The sequence below is a fragment of the Streptomyces reniochalinae genome (assembly GCF_003323735.1).
GTDB classification, from domain to species: domain Bacteria; phylum Actinomycetota; class Actinomycetes; order Streptomycetales; family Streptomycetaceae; genus Streptomyces; species Streptomyces reniochalinae.
In genome coordinates this window covers 546,741-566,800 of record NZ_QOIM01000042.1, presented here as the reverse complement: position 1 = coordinate 566,800, position 20,060 = coordinate 546,741, and the positions used below count along the sequence as shown (strand labels likewise).

Here is a 20,060-nt window from a genome sequence, read left to right as displayed (position 1 = left end):
CCTCGTCACAGCAGTGATGCCCCTCGGACACCGGACGACGGTGGCCGGAGCTCAGCTCTCGTGCTCTTCAGCGCGTGTCGCCTCGCGGTCGGTGCGCTGCTCTTCCTTGTCGCGCTGCGCCTGACGCTCAAGCTCTCGTTCGCTGTAGGCGGCCCGGCGCACGGCGTCCTCACCCGCGAGACCGGATCCCAGAGCACCTGCGATCGTTCCCATGGACGCGGACAGCCACGCGATGGTCGCGAGGTCGGGAATGCCGGCGCCGTGCCGGAGCGTGGTGGCGAGGTAGCCGGTCGGGATGGCTACGAACGCGGCAAGCAGCGTGACGGCGTACAGCAACAGGTACATACAGAAGACACCGAAAGACACGGTCAGCGTCGTCACCGAGTTGTACAACGCCGATTCGGACCGCAGGCGACGGTTTCTCGGGCTCTCCCACAGGCCGTTGTCGAAGATCAGCCAGACGATCATCGCGAGCACCGCGGCCGCGTTGACCAGGATCAGGCGCGCGGTGCTGAAGGCATCTGCCAACTGCCAGATGTTGGAGTAGAACACGCCGAACGCGGCACCGGCAGCAGCGCCCGCCAACGCCGGCGAGAGGCTCGGGACCAGACGCCATGGACGGTTCGCCCTCACCATCCCGGTCAACAGCCGCAGCTTCCCGCGCGCCCCCGTCAGCACAAGATGCAGGGATTCCCCCTGGGTACCGAGCTGAACGTCGGAATCCTCGCTGCCGTCCTCCTCGATGTCGGCGCGCCTCTCTTCCCGATCGCTGATGATCTCGTAGGAGAACCCCAGCGCGGGCCCAGGAGACTTCCGCTCCCCACCTGACTCCTCGGCCGCGGATCGAGCACCGCCCGCGTTCCCGAGATGCGCGGCCACCAGATACGCGATCGTGTCGCGCGCCCGGCGACGCACCCGAAACGCCCCCAACGCGGGCAACGACACCAGCCCCACCCCGGCCTCAGGATGACAGTCGGCGACAATCGGCTGCCGACCAGCACGGCGCGGCAGCTCAGTCAGCAGGACAGTGACGTCCCAGCCTTGCTCCTCGCGCTGACGACGCCCGATGTCGAGTAGCGGCAACGCACCTTCCTCGTCCAAAGGCAGCAGCTGCGACGAGGTCTCCACCCGCCAGCGCTCCGGGCCATCCTCCCGCTCCGCGAGGAGAGCAGGCAGCTCCTGCCCGATCGCATCCACGAGCTCAGCCGACAGGCCAGGGTCAGCGACCAGTCCGAGAACGGCTTTTGCATCGTCTCCGCGACCGTTGCCCGCTTCTGCCGGGTCTTCCTGCGTGCTCAAAAACATCTCCCATTCGCACCGCCCTATTGCCCGGTCACGGAAGTAAGTGTCCAGGTCGGCGGCTTCTTTTCTCCGTACGTTGTTCTGCTTGCGGCGAAGTGCGTGCCGAGAAGCCCATCTCCTGCGGTACCCGGACACGCGCCGCCCAAGCCCGGGAGGCTTTCACAGCCGAAACGGGTTTCCGCAACTCGTTTTCGCTGGTAAGGCGCGCGCACATGGACCAGAGGGGTACGTATCTCCGCTCTCGGCATGCGTCTGCGCTGGTCGGGAGGTGTCAGCACCGTGGGCCCCGTATCGATGCGGTAGCCGGACATGTCGTCGAGACCGGCCCGGCCGCCGGGGGCCTGTGCCGCTTCCACGACGGTCACCGACCGCCCCTCCCCCAGCAGATGCAGCGCTGCCGACAGGCCCGACAAACCGGCTCCCACCACAACGACATGGTCGCTGGGGCCACGCACTGCCTTCATACCGGATCTACCCCCTCGGCGCTCGCGTGTCGGGGCGGAGCCGCACGAAGGGTGGCGCCGACCAGCGCGGTGAGGCTGTCGGCTGCCGCCCGGGGCATGGCCGACTCGGCGACCGCCTCCCGGGCTTCGTCCGCCAGCTCGCGGACCAGTTTTTCGACGTGGCCGCGGGCACCTACCTGCGTCACCGCTGCGCGGACCTCGTCGAGTCCGTCCTCGCTCAACTCGGGATTCCCTTGTGCGCGGGTCAGGACTTGCTGCGCTGTGCGGTGACCGCCGCGGCTGGCGGCCTCCAACGCCACGGTCATCAAGTAGGTCGGCTTGCCCTGCCGGACGTCCTCCCCTGTCCGCCTGCCCAACTGCTGTTCATCCCCAAAAAGATCGGCCAAGTCGTCTGCCAGATGGAAGGCCAGTCCGGCGCACCGGCCGACCCGTTCCAGCCCCGCGCTGAGGTCAGCGGATGCTCCGCCGAGCGTGGCACCCAGCAACAACGGGCGCTGCACCGTGTACAGGCCGGACTTAAGGTAGGCAGTGCGCAGCGCCTCGTCCGGGCAGCTTGCGCCGTCAGCCTGAGAACGCAGGTCAAGGTACTGTCCAGCGACCATTTCGGTGCGCATCGCCTGCCACAAGCGACGCGTCCGCTGCCGAGAGTGCTGCGGCAGGTCCGTCTGCTCCCACAAGTCCTGTGCCCATGCCAGTGCCAGGTCACCAGCCAGCAGAGCAGCCGAGTATCCAAACGCCTCGGCCGAGCCACTTGCGCCTCGGCTGCGATGCACGGCCTGAAAAGCGACGTGCAGGGCGGGCCGGCCCCGACGACTCGTCGCGGAGTCCATGAGGTCGTCGTGGATGAGCGCGCAGCCCTGCAGCAACTCCAGCGCCGCACCGATCTCCAGCACGGCGTCTTCCGAGACGTCGGCTGCTCCTGCCGCGTGCCAACCACACCACAGGAACGCCGGCCTCAGCCGCTTCCCGCCTCCCAGGACGAGCCGGGTGAGATGGTGGACGACTTCGTCGGCGAACGCGGCAGTCAGCACGGCGCTTTCCGTGCGGCGTTGCGCCAAATGGGTGTCGAGGACACGTTCGACACGTGCGGCGACGCTCCGCGCGCAGGAGCCCGGCGGCGCCTCGTCCGCCTCGCAGGCCGGGGTGATGCGTGTGTCCGGCAGCGGTGGTGCGGTCCGGACCGGGCCGTCGTGCCGCATCGCACTCCCTTCGGTTTCGCCGACATGTGCAACACCTGCGCTGACGAGGTCACTCATCCGTGCCGTCCGGCAGCTCCAGCCAGACGACGACCGCAGTGGTGCGGTGGCCGTTGCGCGATCACTGGGAGGACAAGGTGCCCTCGCTGCGTTCGTACTGGGACAGTGCCAGCCCAAGAGCGAAGAAGGTCGGGGCCCACTCGCCGACGAAGATGCCCCAACGGTCCGCGCGGTCCATACCGGCGTGCTCGGCCTTGTTGGAGGTCAGCCAGGTGACGAAGGAGGCGCCGATCGACGCGAACGCTCCCAAGTAGGCGTGCTCGCTGCGTAGTCCTGCTTCATGCAGTTTCTTGACGATCATGCCGTCCCTTTCTCCGTTGTGACCGGACGACACGACGAGTAACCCGCCCCCGAAAGCGGCAAACCTCGACAGAACTTATGCACCCGTTCGTGCCTTGCGATGTTGCGACGTGCGGCCCGGTCGCCGGAATATGGCGCGCATGAGCACGCACGCGACACCCTGTCGGACCTCGGCAACGCCCGAGGCGGAGGTGAGCCTGTTCTCGGTGGGTGTCGCGGCCCAGCGGCTACAGACCAAAGCGGCGACCCTGCGCGCCTGGGGGACCCGCTATGGCCTGGAGCCCTCCGGCCGTACCCCCGGTGGCCACCGGCGCTACTCGCTGGAAGACCTACAGCGGCTGGATCGCATGCTCCATCTTGTCCGCCAAGGCGTCGCCGCCGCCCAGGCAGCCCGCGCAGTCTCGGCCGGCCCCCCGCCGGACTCCACAGGGTCCGTGCCGGTCAGCGCACAGGATCTGCGCGCGGCGATGGACGCCTTCGACCCCGAAGCCGTCACACGCCTGGCCGCAGCCGCGCTCGCCCGCCAGGGCGCCGCGCTGGCGTGGACGACCGTCTTCGCCCCCGCTCTGGTGGCGATCGGCGAGCACTGGGAGAAGACCGGCTGCGGAGTCGAGACCGAGCACATGACCAGCGGCCTCCTCGAAGCCGCCCTGCGCCAGCACGCCCAAGCCCACGCCCCGAACCCGTCAGCACAGGCCCCGCTCGTGCTGCTGGCAGCCACCTCCGACGAACAGCACACTCTGCCCCTGACCGCCTTGGCTGCCGCCCTGGCAGACCGCAGCTACACCAGCGTCCTGCTCGGCAGCCTCCCTTCCCGCTACCTGATCGAAGCCATCTCCCGTACCCAGCCACACGCCACCGTGCTGTGGGCACGCGACCCGGCCACAGCCGACACCGGCATGCTGCAAGACGCTGCCAGCAGCGCGAGCGCACCGGTCTACCCGGCGGGACCAGGATGGCCCTGCTCCCCTTGCACCGGACACGCCGCATCCGTGCTCCAGACCTTGCCTCAAACCCTCGACGTCCTCACCGGCATCTGATCGCCACGCCGCAGACGACTCAACCGACCGTTTCTGGCAGTCGAACTGTCGGGCTGACTGAGGCACTTCCGGGCCCCGGCCAGACGCCGGCCGAGGCCTGGCACCCAACCCGTCAGCGCGGCGGCCATCTGCACCACCGAACGCTCCGGGCCGAACCCAGTGGTACCAGCTGGTGCGGCAGGCACAGTTCCTCCCCAGCGCTCGCAAGGCGATGGCCGCAATGACCTCGTGGCCCGCCACGTGTCCTGCACTCCGCAGCACAGTGTGTCTCCTCAGCGCACCACCAGGAATGGGGTGATGACGAGACCGGCCAAGCTGTCGGCGTGACGCCCCCTGCCCGGGCACCGGCCGAAGGCCGCACAGGCAAGCCGCCGCGGGGCTCTGGCTGATCGGGTGACCGTTCGGGCAGGATCGCAGGCATGAGACTTCTTGTGCTGGGCGGTGGATGGTTCCTCGGGCACGCGGTCGCACACGACGCTCTGAGCCGAGGGTGGGAGGTGCACGTTTTCAACCGCGGCAAGTCCGGAGCGGTCCCGGATGGCGCCAGCCCGGTGCATGGTGATCGGACCATTGCCGCAGATCTCGAACGGCTTGCTTCCGCAGGGCCCTGGGACGCCGTCGTGGACACGTCCGCGTCCGAGTTGGCCCCACGCGATGTCCTTGCAGGGGCCCGGGTCCTGGAACGAGTCGCCAGGCGGTACGTCTACATCAGCACAGTGAACGCCTATCGCGGTTGGCCAAACGAGCCGTTGACGGAAGACTCTGAGCTGCTGGACGGCCCTCCGGACGCCGATGCCGATTACGGCCGCCTCCCGGAAGGCTGGACAGGCCCCGACTGGCATTACGGTCGGCAGAAAGCGGGCGCCGAGCGGGCAGTTACCACCGTCTACGGCCCCGGGAGAACGAGCGTTCTGCGCCCGGGTGTCATCCTGGGACCACGTGAGTACGTCGGACGGCTTCCCTGGTGGTTGCGCCGTACTTCCCGCGGTGGTCGCATGCTGGCTCCCGGGGCGCCAGAGAGGACCATCCAGCCGATCGACGTGCGGGATGTGGCTGCGTTTGCTCTCGACCAGGCGGCTGCCGACAGTGGAGGCGCCTACAACTGCGTCGCGCCAGTCGCCCAGGCGACTATGAGCGATCTGCTGACAGCGTGCGTCTTGGCCACGGGCGGACACGCACAGCTCATCTGGGCTTCCGACAAGCTGCTCCTGGACCACGAGGTGAGGCAGTGGACGGAGCTGCCGCTGTGGCGCACGCATGCCGGCGTATGGCGGATCGACTCGACGCGCGCGCAGGCTGCTGGGCTGGTCTGTAGACCGCTGGCGGACACGGTCGCGGACACCTGGTCATGGATGACAGAAGGTGGCACGCCGGTGGAACACCCGCGATGGGCCGAGCACGGTATCTCGCCCGAGAAGGAACGAGCGATCCTCGCCGCGCTCGGCCGCTAGAACGGTCAGGCTTCGATTGCCAGGGGGCTGACTGCTCCGAGCCGGCGGGCCGGCGACAGCGCGCTGAATTCCTCTATGCGTTCCGCCAGGTCGACCGCGGCCGGAGCTCGCTCGAACGCGGGGCTGGTCAGCTCGATCCTGGCTGCGGTCAACCGTTCCAGTAGGCCCGCACCGCGCCACTCCGGTGGAATCTGCAGGACCGAAGCGAGCGCTTCACTAGCGCCTTCGACCTCCCGGCGCATCAGCCGCGCACGGGCCAGGTCGATGGCGGCTGGGCCGGAGACCACGATCGGCTGCTCGTTCTCGGGACGGTTGCTCAGCAAGGCGAGGGCTTCGGTAGCGGACGCTTCCGCTGCTTCGCCATCCCGCAGCAGCAAGCTCGTGGTGGCGTTGCTCATCGCCGTGCGAGCGAGGTCGAAGTCGAACTCCCCACCGATATCGTCGTGGAGCTCGTCACGGTCGCCGGCCGCCTGCTCCCCCGCCTGGCGTATGGCGCGCTGGGCCTCGCGGTCGTTGCGCAGGTGCCCGTGTGCGCGCGCCTCGATGGCGAGCAGACGGCGGCGTGCAGTGTCCCCCAAGCCACCGAACTCCAGCGCCTGCCGGGCGAGGCGCACCGCACCAGTGGGGCGCCCTTCCCAGAAGGCCATGAAGGCGAGCATTCCGTGGGCGTATGCCTGGACAGGGCCGTTTTCGATGGTTTTGCCGTACTGCGCGCTGGAACGCGCGAGAGAGACCGCGGGTGCCATCGCACCCAGGTCGAAGGAGACTGCACTGAGCAGCGCCGTAGCTTGCGCTGCCGCATAGTAGAGGCGGGTGTGCTGCTGTGGTGAGCTCGTCCGCTCCAGCATGCTTTGCGCAGCTTGGAGCAGTATCTTCGCGCGTTCGTAGGTCTGTGACGGGGCGGTCATTCCGTACGAGCGGGCGAGAACGACCAGGTCGTCGTCGAGCTGGTCGAGGCTCATCTCGTCCAGGTGGAGAGAAGCGGCCTGGCCTGCGTGTACAGCGGCGTCCTGAGCGGTCATCAGCAGTTCACTTTCGTTGGGCGCACGGGTCTGCGAAACGGCGTCTACCGGGGGCGACTGGGGCATAGGGGCCGGGCCCAGCAGTTCAGCGATGGGCCGCTGGAACATGTATTCCAGAACCCGGACGGTCGGCGCGAAGGGCTCCGTCTTGACGGCACCCACCTTGAGAAGGCGGGTCAAGTGCCGCTGGGTCGGTGCTGGAGCCACATCCGCCCCACGGCGGGTCAGGTCGCTCGCGGCGGCACGATAAGCCTCACTGAACTTGCTGTGGGCTTTGATGCCCTGCGCAGTTGCCAACTCGCAGAGCAGCGTGCGGTCCTCGCCGTTCATGGCCCCCTCCGCAGATTCGGTTCCCTCCCGGGATACCGCCTCAGTCTGCTGTAGGAAACGGTGCGCAAACAGAAGGCCGACAAGAAGTCCTCCTGAGACATGCAAGTCCTGGAAAAGTCCAACTTCCCGTCCTAGCCAACGCGTCCCCCTCTCTTGAACTCTGTGTGTTCACCTCGCGACGAGGAGGAACCAATGAGCGTGGATGTGCTCACGGAGACGGTGGAGAAGAGGCACAGGACGAAGCGCCCGCAGACCGGGACGTCAGACTCCGGTGAGCTCCGGCCGCAGACCTCACGGGCCTTCGCGGTGGTCTTCGCACCGGACAGTGCCCGTGTACCCGAGATACGGCGCACCGTTCGCACCATCCTGCGTTCTTGGAACCTGCCCGAACAGTTAGCCGAGGACATCCAGCTCGCAGTCTCCGAACTGCTCGCCAACGCACTGGAGCACGGAAACGGCGACGTCGAAGCGCGGGTGCTGCGCGTTCTCGACGAGGTGCGCATCGAGGTCACCGACGACAACCCGGAGCCCGCTCAACTGCGCCGCCCCGACGTTGATGAACTCTCCGGCCGCGGGCTGCTTCTCGTCGCTGCCCTCGCGCAGAGCTGGGGCGTCAGCCGCGACGGCCGTACGACCTGGTGCTCCTTCCGCCTCGCTGGGAGGGCCTGATGACCGCCGTAGACGACGCCACCGCCGCCACGCTGGTGCGACGCCGGTACTCCACCGATACCGAGACGCTGATCAAGTACCTGGCCTCCATGCGCCGCTGGCTGGCGGCGGAGGAAGGCATCGGCGACGACCTCTACGACGTGCTGGAGCAGATCGTCGGCGAACGGGCCCAGCCCGCCCCCGACAGCCTCCGCCGCCCCAAGCTCGACGACGCCTTGGTGCGCCTCCGGCTTCCGCTGCCGCGGCGTTGTCGGCGCGGCAGCGCCCCGCCTATGGACCCAGCAGAGGCAGCGCGGATCACCGACCACTTCCGCAGCGCGACGACCGAGCTGAAGCAGCTCGCACCGCACCGTACCGCGGTCTGCCCCGCCCGGGAGATCGCGCGCCTGATCGCTCTCGCTGACGAGCGCCCGCCACCCGACCAGGCCGTCGCGCACCTGCGGCGGTACGCCTTCGCGATCCTCGACGTCCTCGACCTGATGGGAGACGACGCGTGACACGCCCCACCACTCCTCCCGGCAAGGAGCACCTCTGTGACCATTTCTGTCGCCAGGCCCCAGCTCGCACCCCGGGAACGGCAGGTCCTCGCAGGCTTAGCAGAGGGAAACACCCTCGGAGAGGTCGCAAGCCGGCTCCGGCTTCGGGAGGGTACGGCCCGGGGCTACCTCGACCTGGCGAAGTCCAAGCTGTTCGGCGCCCGCAGTACCGAGTCCGCGATCGCGACCGGCTACGCCGTCAACGCCATCACCCAGCCGATGCCGTTGCCGCCTGAGCAACTGCTCCTGACTCCCGAGCAGCGCGCCCTCGTGCCCTTCATCGCCCAGGGGATGAGCGCGGCCCAGATGGCGGCGCAGCTCACTCGGCCGCTCAACGCCGTCCGCCGAGACGGCCGTGAACTCCTGGCGGCTGCGAAGGCGGTCAACCCGGCTCACCTGGTCACGCGGACGTGGCAGCACCAGGTCCTGACCGAGAAGCAGGTCATGACGTGGCTACCCTGACCCGCTGTGGTCGTCGCCTGACCTCATTGACCGGTCGTCTCTGCCGCGCAGGCCCCCTCGCCCGGGTGCAGGCCACTTGGCGGAGAAGACCCTCCAGATGGGCTTCCTCCCCGGCCGCGCTCCCGAGACCTGGCCGGGGACGCCGGCCGCCCCGAGGGGCGCGGCGCCGTCCCCGCCTGCCGACCCGTACCGGTGCCCCCCGGGGGCGAGCGCCCCGGCCGCCGCTCATATGGGCTGGAGGAGCGGCGGCCGGCCTCAACACCGCTACCTACCGCGACGAAAGGCACCACCACCATGACTCCCGCTCCGCGCGTTCCCGAGCGATGTCCGCACCAACCGTCCTGCCCGACCGCCGAGGCAGGCGACCGGGAAGCAGCGCAGCCTTTGGCCTTCCACCCCGAGCAAGGGTGGTCGCTCCTGTGCAATGGCGTAGTCCTGTTCGATGACACGGGAGAGCTGCTGCCGGACGGCCGCGTCGTCGGCCCGCACCGTCCGCTCAGTGATCACCTCCTGACCGCCGCATGAGCCTTCAGCAGTACTACGAAGACGGCCTGCGCGTGCCTTACGTCGCGTCCTGGCAGTACGAGGACTCCTACATGCCGACACCGGTCGAGCGGCGGCATGGCGTCGGCGGCGCGGGCATTGGCTACCAGGGTGAGGCGCGCATGGGCGGCGTCGACCGGCGAAACGGCGTTCTGTGGGTCAGGGCGCCCCTCGCACGGGGGCGGGGGCGGGCGCGGCTGGGCAGTGTCCATCCGCTGCGTCAACGGCAGGCGATGAGCCTCATGCTGTGCCAGGTCTGCGGCGCTGACACCTTCGACAGGAGCGACGAGCGGCACATGGTCCTCGTGCGTGGGGAGACACCCATCCGCGAGGGAGAGCGGACCGCCTCACCTCCCGTGCATGAGAGCTGTGCAGCCGAGTCGGTCCGTGACTGCCCGCATCTGCGCCGAGGCCACGTGGCTGCCTTCGTCCGGCATTTCCAGCCCTGGGGCGTGGCCGGCCTCCTCCACCACCCGAAGACCCTGAAGATCCGCTACAGCGGCACGAGAGACGGGCTCACTTTCGTGGGATTCGGCGATCCACGCATCCGCTGGACCCTCGCCGCCCGGGACGTCAGCACCCTGCACGGCGTGGAGGCCATCGACTTGGACGACCTCCACCTCACCGCGTGACTGGCGGCGGAAGCACGCTTTCGCTCGCCCCGAGCCGTCTCCGGGCTTTCCGCCTGGAGCGCAGCACCCTCACCGAGAGAACCGAGAAAGAGGAATCTGACATGCCGACCATCTCAAGTCCGGCCCCTGCCCTGCCGTTCGCCGCGCGGCTGTTCGAAGGACCAGTGGCTCCCACCACGCCCGAGGCCACCGGCAGCGCTTACAGCACCGCGGTCCAGGTCACCATGGCGCCCGACGGGGCGCCTCTCGTGCAGGCTCACCCGGGCGCTTCCGTGCAGAAGACCGCGGTCACCGTGAGCGGGAGGCCCGGCGACGACCCCGAGCCGATGATCACCAACTGGTGGTAACGGCCGCTTGCCACTGAAGGCAGCACGCCCTGAGGTGGTGGGCTCGACCGCGAGCCCACCACCCGCCCCAGACTGATAGGAGCCCCCATGTCTGTCCCCGGAGCTGTGGTCGTCCTGACGTCTGCTGACGACCTGGCCGCCGACAAGGTGATCCTGGAGCTCGGGAAACTCGGCACCCCGGTGCTGCGTTTCGACCCTGCCCGCCAGCCGGTCACTCTGGCGGCCGGCCACGGCCCTGCCGGGTGGCACGGCACGCTGAGCACCGGCGCACATCACGTGTGCCTTGAGGACATCGGCGCCGTGTGGTGGTGGCACCCCTCACCCCTGACCCACACCAGCCTGCGCCCCCGCGACATCCGTGACTGGGCGCAGCGCGAGACCGTTGCCGGGCTCACCGGCGTACTGCACGCGCTGCCGTGCCTGCACCTCAACCACCCCGAACGCGTCACAGCGGCCCAGAACAAGGCCGGCGTGCTGGCGCGAGCCGCCGAGTGCGGCCTGCGCGTGCCTGCCACGTGGATCGGCAACAGCTACCCCAGCGCGGCACGGTTCGCCTCCGGTTCCCCCGGCGAGCTGGTTGGGAAAGCCCTGGCGAGCCCTCAGATCAGCTTGCCGGACGGCAGCGCGCGCACCTTCTTCACCACCTCGCTGCCGCCGGACGGGCTCGACGAGACGGTCGAGAGCGCGGTCCACCAGTTCCAGCGCCGTATCGACAAGGTGTACGAGGTGCGACTGACAGTCATCGGGTCCAGCATGTTCCCGGTCCGCATCGACACCCACAGCGCCCGCGCGCGCGGGGATTTCCGCGCCGACTACGAGTCGCTGTCGTACTCGGTCATCCCCCTACCGGCCGAGGTGAGGCAAGGGATCGCCGACCTCATGGACTCCTACGGCCTTGCGTATGCGACCGTCGACCTGCTGGTCGACGGCGATGGCACCTGGTGGCTGGTGGACCTCAACCCGGCAGGCCGCTGGTCCTGGCTCGAAACCGCACTCCCCGACCTGGGCGTCACCACCGCTTTGGCGAGGCTCCTGGGTGGGACCCTCTCTCCGCTGCGAAACGACCGAGCGGTCGAAGCCCGTGGGTGACACCGAGTACGGGGCACTGCGCGTAGCAATCGGCTCCGACCGCGCCGGCGATACCTACAAGTCCGTCTTGACGGGCGATCTGCACGCTCACCGCCTGGTGGGCGGTGTCATCGAGGGCAGCCCCGGCCAGCAGTCTGCGGCCACCTACCCGGAGGTCGCTTTCGCGGCTGCTCAGCTCGTCGCGTGCGGGGAGGCGGACCGCGCGCTGCTGGTGTGCCACACGGGACTGGGCATGGCCGTGGCCGCGAACAAGGTGCCGGGCGTCCGCGCCGTCACCGCCCACGACTCACTCTCCGTCCAGGCCGCGGTCCTCTCGAACAACGCACAGGTGCTGGCGCTGGGACAGGGCGTCATCGGGCTCCAGCTCGCCCGCCGCCTTGTCGCGGAGTGGCTGACCTACCGGTTCGACAGCACCTCCTCGGCTGCCAAGAAAGTCGAGGCGATCACGGCACTGGAACGTCGTGCCAGCCACTACATGCAAGGGAGAGGCTGATGCCCACCGATCCCTCCACAGTTCCCCGCTCTCTCCATGCTCTGCGGTGGCCCGTGGAACCCGCGCAAGGCGGCTGGTACACGGAAGCCGAGCACGAAGCGCTGCGCCGGGTCCTCGCGGAGTCTGCGAATTGGCGCACCGGATGGAGAGCCACGTCCTACAGCGACCCGTTCGAGGCGGCCTTCGCCACGTACACCGGAGCACGGCATGCCGTGGCATTCAACTCGGGCGGCACCGCCCTGGAGATGGTGCTGCACCACCTGAGGCTCGCGCCCGGGGACGAGGTGATCTCCTGTGCGCTCAACTTCGTCGGGCCGCACCTCGCGGTCATCAGCCAGGGCGGTCGCCTGATCCTGGCCGAGCCCGAACCGGTCACGCTCAACCTCGACCCCGCCGATGCGGAGCGGGTGATCACGCCCCGCACCCGGGTCATTCTGGTCACTCACTGGAACGGAGCATGTGCCGACCTGCGGCCTTTCCTGGACCTCGCCGAACGTCATCCCCACCCGGTACACGGGCCGCCGGTGGTGATCGTGGACGCCGCGCGCGCGTGCGGTGGCCGGGCTCCCTCGGGCGTGCGGGTGGGGTCGGAGGGCTGGGCGACCGTCTTCTCCTTCGAGTCGAAGAAGCTGATGACCACCCTGGGCCAAGGCGGCATGGTCACCACCAACGACCCGGCCCTGGGCGAGCAGCTGCGATGGCTGCGCACCTATGGCGGCCGGGAGCGCTGGGGCACCAACCAGATGATGAGCAAGGCCCAAGCGGCGGTCGGGCTTGTGCAGCTTGCCCGGTTGGATCAGATGAACGACGCCCGTGTCACCCGGGCACACGAGCGATCCCGCCGCCTGGCCGGCACCGCGGAGCTTTCGCTGCCCCCCGCCGTGGGCGAACGGCGGCATCTGTACTACCGGCACAACCTCTTGGTCCCCGAGCCCTGGGCCGGGGCCGGCCGCGATGAGCTGATGGAGCTGTTGGCCGCCCGGTATGGCGTCGGCAGCATCGTCAACGATCCGCCCACCTACTTGGGCCACCGCCTGATCCGTGACCACACCCGCGGGCAGCGCTGCCCGCGCGCCGAGCAGCTCGCTGCCCGCCTGCTGTGCCCCTGCATGCACCCGCGCATGCGACCCCCAGAGGAGGCGGCGGTCTGCGACGCCATCGAGCAGTCCACCGCCCACATCGCCCGCACGTACGCCACCACCGACTGAGGGAGCAACGGCCATGTCCCAGCAGACCGAAGAGATCGACGGCATCCGCGCCCGCGAGATGCAGCTCACCCCGCCCTACCCGCACACCGACCCGGCCGGGTTACTGCGCATGGTGTTCGTCATGCCGTTCGGACACCCCTACAGCCTCATGTGCAACGGCCCGATGAGCCTGTACGACCTGATCAACAGGAGCGAGGACATCCCGGCCCTCGCCGAACGGGCCATCCAGTACGACTGCCTGGTCCGGGACGGCAACCAGCTCGTCATCCCGGATGGCGAGCCGTACCGCAGCATCGAATCCCCCCTCCCGGTGAGCGAGGCCGACGTCCTGGGCCTGTCGGTGATCAACAGCGGAGACCTGCACAGTGTCTTCCGCCTTCTGGACCTGGCCGGCGTCCCCAGGCGAGCGGCCGACCGGCTGCCCGGCGTCCATCCGCTCGTCGTCGGCGGCAACAGCGGACTGGCCGACCCCGAGCCGATGGCCGACTACCTCGACGTGGTCGCCCTCGGCGAAGCCGAACGCTCCCTGCCCGAGCTGCTGCGCATCCTGCACGCCTACCGCGCCCAGCCCAGCGCAGCCCACGCCCCGCTGTACGAACAGATCGTCGGCGTGCCGGGCCTGTACGTGCCGTCGTTGTACGCCCCCGACTTCCTCCCTGGCGGCGGTGTACGCCACGTCCAGCCCAAGGCCCCGACGGCTCCGGAGGCCGTGCACGCCCAGTACCTGGAGGTGGGCGACCTCCACCCGGCGCACTTCACCTACCCCCTCACCGACGGGACAGCCGCCGGCCTCCACCCCGTGGTCGGATGCCGCCACTCCTGCGGCTTCTGCAACCTGGGCGTCCCGCCCTTCCGGCAGGCCCCGCTGGACATGCTCACCCGCTACGTCGACCGCCTGGAGGACCTTCAGGTCGAGAAGGTCATCATCAGCGCGCCGACGTTCACCCAGTACCGCCACCGGCAGGAACTCCTCGAACACATCCACGCCTACGCGCAGCGGGCCGCTGCCGACGGACGCAAGGTCACCACCATCATCGGGTCAGTCCGCGCGGACGAACTCAGCGCCCACTACCTGGACTCCGTCACCGAACTGGGCGACTTCGGGCACCTGTTCACCGAGCTGAACCTGTCCCAGGCCCGCGGCATCATCACTATCGCACCGGAATGGGCCGCCGGCGACCTGGTCGCCCTCTACGGAAAGACGCAGACACGCGAACGCGTGAACAAGGCGATCGACCTGTGTCGGGCCAGCAAAGACGTCAACACGATCATGCTGTATTTCATCGTCGGAGCGCCCGGCGAGCGCTCCGCAGACCGGCTGGCCATCGCCGACTACGCCCGCGACGTACGCGAGCGGCTGGGCCACACGGACGGCAGCGTCATCGTCAAACTGCACCAATTCATGCCCAAACCGGGCACGCTCAGTCAGCGGCTGCGCATGGCCGACCCGGACCTCGTCGAGGACTACGCCGAGCAGATCGCCGACAGGCTGCGCACGCTCGTCGGAGAGGAGCAGTACACGCAGCACTACCGGGTCGTGCCCGGAGACACCAGTCGCATGCACCTCGAAGTCGTCTGCTCCCGCGGGGACCGCCGTATCGGACACGTCCTGGAAGACCTCTACACGGCCGGCACCGATCTGCGCACCCTGACCAAGGACAAGCTCGTGGAAGCACTGGACAAACGCGGCCTGGACTACAACCGGCACCTGCGGCACATGGACGAACCGGTTTTGCCCTGGCACACCAGCAACCACGTCAACCGCGACGCCGAACAGCAGTTCACCGACGCGATCCTGTCCAGGGAGGGACGGTGAGACAGCCGACGTTCCCCCTCTTCCCCGACAAGCACACCCACTCAGCCGCCCCCGACCCGGCCGAACACGCCGCCTGGGTGCGCAGCATCCACGGCCACGGGGCGAGCCTCGGCGGACTCGACGGGGTGGCGATGGTCTACCAACCGCGCCTCCTCCAGCACGCACTCCACCGCTACCGCCCGCGCGTGCTGGAAGGCTGGGTCCGCGGGCAGCTGCTGATCGTCCAACACGACGGCCGCACTCTCGGCATCTGCGGAGGGTTCGGCATCGGCGCACCGGCCGCCGTACTGGTCCTCGAACAGCTCGTTGCCCTAGCCATCACCCGCGTGATCACGGTCGGCACCGCGGCCACTCTCCAGCCGGACATGGTCCCCGGCGACACCGCGGTCTGTAACGCCGCCCTGCGCGACGAAGGCGTCTCCCACCACTACCTGCCCCCCGGACGCAGCGCCATCCCCTCATCCGACCTGACGCAGCACCTGGTAGCCGCCCTGCGCGCCGCAGGAGTCCCCTTCCGGCTCGGAGACGGGTGGAGCACCGATGCGCCCTACCGCGAAACCGTCCCAGAGATCACCCGCTACCGCACCGACGGCATCCTGACCGCTGACATGGAAGCTGCCGGCGTGTTCGCCGCCGCCGCTCACCGAGCCATCGACGCAGCCGCTGCCTTCGCCATAGCCGACTCCCTCCTCGACCGGCGGCCCCGGCAGACCCAGCCCCTCACCTTCACCAGTCTGTGCGCCCTCCTGTCCGCCGCCTTGGACGCCCTGAGTGCCAGCGTTCGAGCGTCGGCAGGCGCACACCACGCGCATTAAGGTGTCCTCCAGTCGTAACCCGCCGTTCATGAGGCCGGGGGCGCGGCCCGCCGGTCTCACCCCCATCCGCGCGCAAAGGACCAGCCCACGTGAGTCTCCCCGCCATCGGCGCCGTCGTGCTGACGATGAACGACCGGCCCATCGAGTTCCCCCGGGCGATGGCCTCCCTCCTGGCGCAGGAGGACGTCGAACTCGACATCGTCGTCGTGGGCAACGGCTGCACCCCCGAACACGTACCAGAGGGAGCACGGACCGTCTCCCTGCAGGAGAACGTGGGCATCCCCGAGGGCCGAAACGTCGGCGCCAACGCGGTCAAAGGCGACTACCTGTTCTTCTTCGACAACGACGCCCACCTGCCAGAGCCCCACGCCCTCCGGACCCTGGTCGACGCGCTCGCAGCCGACCCCGGCCTGGCGTACATCCAGCCCCGCATCGCGGACCCGGATACCGGGACCACCCTGCGCCGCTGGGTCCCCCGCCTGCGCGCCGCCGATCCAACCCGCCCCGGCACCGTCACGGTCATGGCCGAGGGCGTCGTCATGGTGCGCCGCACCGCCTACGACAACGCCGGTGGTTGGCCCGGCCACTTCTTCCTTTTCCACGAGGGCGTGGACCTGGCCTGGCGGCTGTGGAACCAGGGCTACACCGGCCGCTACATGCCCGACGTCGTCGTCCACCACCCCGCCACCGACCCGGCCCGCCACGCCACCTTCTACCGGCTCAACGCCCGCAACCGGGTTTGGCTCGCCCGACGCAACCTCCCTATCGCCTTGGTCCCGCTCAACCTGTCAGCCTGGCTGCTGCTGAACCTGTGGCGCCTTCGCGGCATGTCCGCTCTACGGGCCTCCCTGACAGGTTTTGTAGAGGGCCTGCGAGGAGGCCACGGGACACGCTCCCGAATGAGCTGGCACACCGTCGCCCGCCTGGCTCGCGCAGGCCGCCCACCGATTCTCTGACCACGTGCCGCCTCGCAGACCAAGGCGGGCTCTCTTGCCCCACGACGTGGCAGCCGAGCCGGACGCTGGAAGCGGGCCGCCGACCGGTCGCGGGGTACACCTCAACGACCACACCACCGGGCAGCGAGGCAGAGTAGTGAACGGGCCCGGACCCCGTGCTCTTTCCTCGACGAAGACCAGACCCATGGCGCTGTAGAACTCATGGGTTTCTTCGATACGGTCGGCATAGAGGAACAGGAGCCCGATGTGGACGGTCGTCATGCTGGTTAACAAGACACATGGCGCCCGCTACACGAGCGGCCGACTAACGTCTCGGAAGCCCCCTCAGCCCGAGGTTTCTCTGAACTGAGCCCGCGTGCGGTCGCACAACCTGCAGCCGAACACGCGGCGCTGTTCGATGAGATCAGCCAGGGGTGGTGCTGAATTCTAGAGACGGTCTTGGTCCGAAGACCCCGCCATGCTGGGAAGCGCCTGGTGTGTTCTCCACAGCGATCCAAATGACAGCCCGGCTTCCCCTCAGCAACCACCTGGCCGCAAGCAACCACCTGCCCACATGCGCATGCTTCACCCTGGCCAGCGGAAGCCACGCCGGGCATTCGCAATCGCTGGGAAGACAGACCTCAGTTACCACAAAACCTCGGCACCACCAAGTCGTCTTTCCCGTGGACACTCCCCTTACACCGACAGCGAGACGGGAGTCCACGTGTCCGAGTACCAACCGCACCTGCCACCACCGTCTTTTCTCACACTGCCGAAAGCTGCCCAGTATCTCGGCATCTCGGCCAACACCCTTTACGTGTGGAGGCACCGCAGGCAGGGTCCGCCTAGCTTCCGCATGGGTCGTCGAGTGATGTACCGCATATCCGCTCTGGAAGAGTGGGTGGCCGCGCAGGAGTCTGCGGACTCCCGGTCCAATCCCTCCCGTAGCCCGTTCAGCAGGCCACCACAGCGTCGAACTGCTCGCTGGAAGCGGTAACGCCTGAAGGGGGAAGATCACGAAACTTACCGCCCGCGTCGGGATTCGAACGTGATGGGCGAGGCGTTACAAGCATCAGTCGTGCAACCAACGCGAGTGACCCAAGGAGCAAGAACACCATTGCCTGGTTACATAGAAGACAGGTGGCTAAAGAAACGTCCGAACAAGGAAACCGGGAAACGCGAACGCACCACGCTTTGGGGAAAATGCACTCGGTACCGCGTGAAGGGAATCCCCGAGGTTCGGGACCGGTCGTTCGATACGGTCGCGGACGCCAAAGCTTGGCTTGCCGAGGCCCAAACCGACTCGCGACGTAGCGACTTCGTGGACGCACGCGACGGCGCGATCATCCTCAGCGAGTACGTCGAGAAGCACTGGTGGCCCTCCCAAGTTCACCCAGCACAGACGCTGGAGAGCATGCAGTACCGCATCTGGGGGCACTTGCTACCGCGCCTGGGCAATCTCGCCCTACGGGACATTGGCGTCGCTGAGCTCCGTCGCTGGTCTGCTGACATCCAGCGTGAGGTCGGAGCGGGTACCGCGCACCTGGCCTGGGTCTATTTGAAGGCCATCCTCGAAGCCGCCGTCGAGGACAAGCGGCTGTACCGCAACCCCTGCAAGGGCAGCCGCTCGATCAAGCCACCTAAGAGGCCGGAGAGGAAGGCGCGGGCGTGGCATCGGGACCGTGTCGAACGCGTGAGGGGACATCTGCCCGAGCGGTATCAGGTCACGGTCGACCTCGGCGTGGGGTCAGGACTGAGGCAAGGGGAGGCATTCGCGCTCAGCACGGACGACGTGCATGAGGACTTCGCCCACATCGAGAGGCAGGTCATCAGGTACAAGTCGCAGCTCTACTTCGGCCCGCCCAAGGGAGGCAAGGAGCGGGACGTGCCGCTCCCTCCGTCTCTGGCCAAGCGCATCATCAGCCACCAGGAGCGCTTCCCTCCGGTCAACGTCACCCTGCCTTGGCTCGATCCGGAAGAACCGGACGTTCCCCGATCTCAGCGACGCTTGGTAACGGTCCCGCTGCTCGTCTACACCACCCGACGGTCGGTGATCAACCGGTCGGTGTGGAACACGAAAACGTGGAAGCCGGCGCTCGCTGCCGCAGGCGTCATCTCACCCCTCGCTGTACCGGCGGAGGGTGAGAAGCCGTCCAGGGTCTGGGAGCCCAGCCGTGAGCACGGCTTCCATGTACTTCGTCACACGTACGCCTCCATCATGCTGGAAGCTGGCGAGTCGATCGTCTCGCTCGCGAAGTGGCTCGGTCATTCCGACCCGGCCTTCACTCTCCGCACCTACACACACTTCATGCCGCAGGCCGGCGCGCGGGGCATGAAGTCGCTGCAGTCCTGGCTCTCGAACGCACCGGTAAGTCCCTGAACGAGGAAAAGTCCCTCACAAGTCCCAGAGCGTTGGGCGGCCCGGCCCGTCGGCCCTGAAACGCAGGTCACAGCCTTACTCTGCCAGCAGCGGGCCAGAACCCGGCGTACAGGCCGACTCGTCCGCCGCTACCTGGAGCTTCACCCTGGAAAGGGCCTCTGACCAGCGTCGGAGGCCCTTCCGCCGCCAGCCCTGGTGGGAAGGGCCCGGCGCCACGCTCATCCGCCCTCCCGCCCCCACTCAGAGGGGTACCGAGCAGACGGCTCGGTGACTGCGTCGTGTGCACCACCTCGGATGTACGCAGAACCCGTAGTGTCGTTTTCGCAGATCAGAACGCATGTCGCGGTCCTGCTGTCCGTGCCCCGGGTTGCACCGTCAAAGGCGTCCGCGCTCCCCTTGCGCTCCCCCGTGTGCAGGCGACACCAGGATGCCGACGAGCCACAGCATGTACGCCCGAGGCAGCCGGTCCTCGCCGTGCCTCGGTCACACACCCCGGGACCGGGGCGACACCGGTTTCCACCGTCTCCTTGGCCGTCTCATCACCGGCCGCCGTCGGGTCCCCCGATCGATCCGACGATGACGGTGATCACGGGGCGACAGTGCCACACGGCACTGACATCCGGCCCAGTCGGCGTGGTGCCCGCCGCGGGGAGAACCGCCGTACACCGCTGAACGACCTCGCCCACCGGCTCGGCTGGTCCGACTGGCGACGACGCCACCAGGCACGATCACAGACCAGCCATTACCGCCGACAAGCCGCAGCCCAGACATGAAGATCACGATCTACAGCCGGAGTATTAGGTGCCGTGCGGTGGGTCAAAAATCCAAGTTCCAGCCAACAAGAATCCAAGGATCCGCTGAATCCTGCTAGCTATAGTCCATGCCCGGAGAGGACGGGGAACTTCCCGTCGAATCCCGGGGCTTCGCCACGGATTCCGCACCCTCACTCTGTGAGGCGTTCCCCGCACAC

At 68.2% G+C, this 20,060-nt stretch carries 20 protein-coding genes and 1 pseudogene; 16 read left to right on the top strand and 5 right to left on the bottom strand.

The window, feature by feature from the left end:
- Window positions 1-51 precede the first annotated feature (51 nt).
- The 4 genes and pseudogenes from DQ392_RS27910 to DQ392_RS27895 form a co-directional block, all read right to left on the bottom strand.
- The gene (locus DQ392_RS27910) at window positions 52-1,299 is read right to left on the bottom strand and encodes a hypothetical protein (RefSeq protein ID WP_078565560.1); all 1,248 of its coding nucleotides are present in this window, start codon (window positions 1,297-1,299) and stop codon (window positions 52-54) included.
- Window positions 1,300-1,562: 263 nt separating this feature from the next.
- Window positions 1,563-1,766 (bottom strand): annotated as a pseudogene (locus tag DQ392_RS35490) (FAD-dependent oxidoreductase); the annotation flags it as partial.
- Window positions 1,763-3,022 (bottom strand): polyprenyl synthetase family protein, encoded by a 1,260-nt coding sequence (locus DQ392_RS27900; RefSeq protein ID WP_078565552.1) that lies wholly within the window; start codon window positions 3,020-3,022, stop codon window positions 1,763-1,765. The gene DQ392_RS27900 and the pseudogene DQ392_RS35490, both read right to left, overlap by 4 nt.
- A 61-nt stretch (window positions 3,023-3,083) precedes the next feature.
- A complete protein-coding gene (locus tag DQ392_RS27895; protein ID WP_019359421.1) occupies window positions 3,084-3,323 on the bottom strand; it encodes a hypothetical protein in 240 nt (79 codons plus the stop codon).
- Window positions 3,324-3,462: 139 nt separating this feature from the next.
- Between DQ392_RS27895 and DQ392_RS27890 the strand changes: the two genes are divergently transcribed.
- Both DQ392_RS27890 and DQ392_RS27885 read left to right on the top strand, forming a co-directional pair.
- The gene (locus DQ392_RS27890; protein WP_158687646.1) at window positions 3,463-4,362 is read left to right on the top strand and encodes a MerR family transcriptional regulator; all 900 of its coding nucleotides are present in this window, start codon (window positions 3,463-3,465) and stop codon (window positions 4,360-4,362) included.
- A 419-nt stretch (window positions 4,363-4,781) separates the two neighbouring features.
- Window positions 4,782-5,813, top strand: coding sequence for an NAD-dependent epimerase/dehydratase family protein (locus DQ392_RS27885; protein ID WP_026005110.1), 1,032 nt, complete (start codon window positions 4,782-4,784; stop codon window positions 5,811-5,813).
- A 5-nt stretch (window positions 5,814-5,818) separates the two neighbouring features.
- On the opposite strand, the gene DQ392_RS27880 is transcribed toward DQ392_RS27885, so the two are convergent.
- Entirely contained in the window at window positions 5,819-7,165 is a 1,347-nt protein-coding gene (locus DQ392_RS27880; protein WP_019359418.1) for an NsdA family TPR-like regulatory protein, read from the bottom strand.
- Window positions 7,166-7,357: 192 nt separating this feature from the next.
- Here DQ392_RS27880 and DQ392_RS27875 point away from each other — a divergent pair, with 192 nt between their 5' ends.
- From DQ392_RS27875 to DQ392_RS27810, 14 genes are all read left to right on the top strand, one after another.
- Window positions 7,358-7,834 carry an ATP-binding protein gene (locus DQ392_RS27875; protein WP_019359417.1) on the top strand — a complete coding sequence of 159 codons (477 nt, stop codon included), beginning with the start codon at window positions 7,358-7,360 and terminating at the stop codon, window positions 7,832-7,834.
- Window positions 7,834-8,331, top strand: coding sequence for a hypothetical protein (locus DQ392_RS27870; protein ID WP_019359416.1), 498 nt, complete (start codon window positions 7,834-7,836; stop codon window positions 8,329-8,331). Before DQ392_RS27875 ends, DQ392_RS27870 begins: the two co-directional genes overlap by 1 nt.
- Before the next feature lie 36 nt (window positions 8,332-8,367).
- A complete protein-coding gene (locus tag DQ392_RS27865; protein WP_019359415.1) occupies window positions 8,368-8,832 on the top strand; it encodes a LuxR C-terminal-related transcriptional regulator in 465 nt (154 codons plus the stop codon).
- A 294-nt stretch (window positions 8,833-9,126) separates the two neighbouring features.
- Window positions 9,127-9,357 carry a DUF5999 family protein gene (locus DQ392_RS34865; protein WP_078565550.1) on the top strand — a complete coding sequence of 77 codons (231 nt, stop codon included), beginning with the start codon at window positions 9,127-9,129 and terminating at the stop codon, window positions 9,355-9,357.
- A complete protein-coding gene (locus DQ392_RS27855) occupies window positions 9,354-10,007 on the top strand; it encodes a hypothetical protein (protein ID WP_019359414.1) in 654 nt (217 codons plus the stop codon). The genes DQ392_RS34865 and DQ392_RS27855 overlap by 4 nt, the downstream gene beginning before the upstream one ends.
- Before the next feature lie 101 nt (window positions 10,008-10,108).
- The gene (locus DQ392_RS27850; RefSeq protein WP_114018448.1) at window positions 10,109-10,354 is read left to right on the top strand and encodes a hypothetical protein; all 246 of its coding nucleotides are present in this window, start codon (window positions 10,109-10,111) and stop codon (window positions 10,352-10,354) included.
- Between the two features lie 87 nt (window positions 10,355-10,441).
- Entirely contained in the window at window positions 10,442-11,443 is a 1,002-nt protein-coding gene (locus tag DQ392_RS35485) for an MvdC/MvdD family ATP grasp protein (RefSeq protein WP_063826285.1), read from the top strand.
- Complete coding sequence (locus DQ392_RS27845; RefSeq protein WP_019359411.1) at window positions 11,436-11,936, top strand: RpiB/LacA/LacB family sugar-phosphate isomerase; 501 nt, start codon at window positions 11,436-11,438, stop codon at window positions 11,934-11,936. Before DQ392_RS35485 ends, DQ392_RS27845 begins: the two co-directional genes overlap by 8 nt.
- Window positions 11,936-13,144: a DegT/DnrJ/EryC1/StrS family aminotransferase gene (locus tag DQ392_RS27840; protein WP_026005109.1), complete on the top strand. Its 1,209-nt coding sequence runs from the start codon at window positions 11,936-11,938 to the stop codon at window positions 13,142-13,144. Before DQ392_RS27845 ends, DQ392_RS27840 begins: the two co-directional genes overlap by 1 nt.
- Before the next feature lie 13 nt (window positions 13,145-13,157).
- Window positions 13,158-14,960, top strand: coding sequence for a B12-binding domain-containing radical SAM protein (locus DQ392_RS27835; RefSeq protein WP_019359409.1), 1,803 nt, complete (start codon window positions 13,158-13,160; stop codon window positions 14,958-14,960).
- Entirely contained in the window at window positions 14,957-15,775 is an 819-nt protein-coding gene (locus tag DQ392_RS27830) for a nucleoside phosphorylase (protein WP_019359408.1), read from the top strand. The genes DQ392_RS27835 and DQ392_RS27830 overlap by 4 nt, the downstream gene beginning before the upstream one ends.
- Before the next feature lie 125 nt (window positions 15,776-15,900).
- Window positions 15,901-16,731, top strand: coding sequence for a glycosyltransferase family 2 protein (locus DQ392_RS27825; protein WP_051019670.1), 831 nt, complete (start codon window positions 15,901-15,903; stop codon window positions 16,729-16,731).
- 457 nt (window positions 16,732-17,188) lie between these two features.
- On the top strand, window positions 17,189-17,707 hold the full coding sequence (locus tag DQ392_RS35480; RefSeq protein WP_337463734.1) for a helix-turn-helix transcriptional regulator: 519 nt from the start codon (window positions 17,189-17,191) through the stop codon (window positions 17,705-17,707).
- 222 nt (window positions 17,708-17,929) lie between these two features.
- Window positions 17,930-19,090, top strand: coding sequence for a tyrosine-type recombinase/integrase (locus DQ392_RS27810; protein ID WP_019359406.1), 1,161 nt, complete (start codon window positions 17,930-17,932; stop codon window positions 19,088-19,090).
- Window positions 19,091-20,060: the final 970 nt, after the last annotated feature.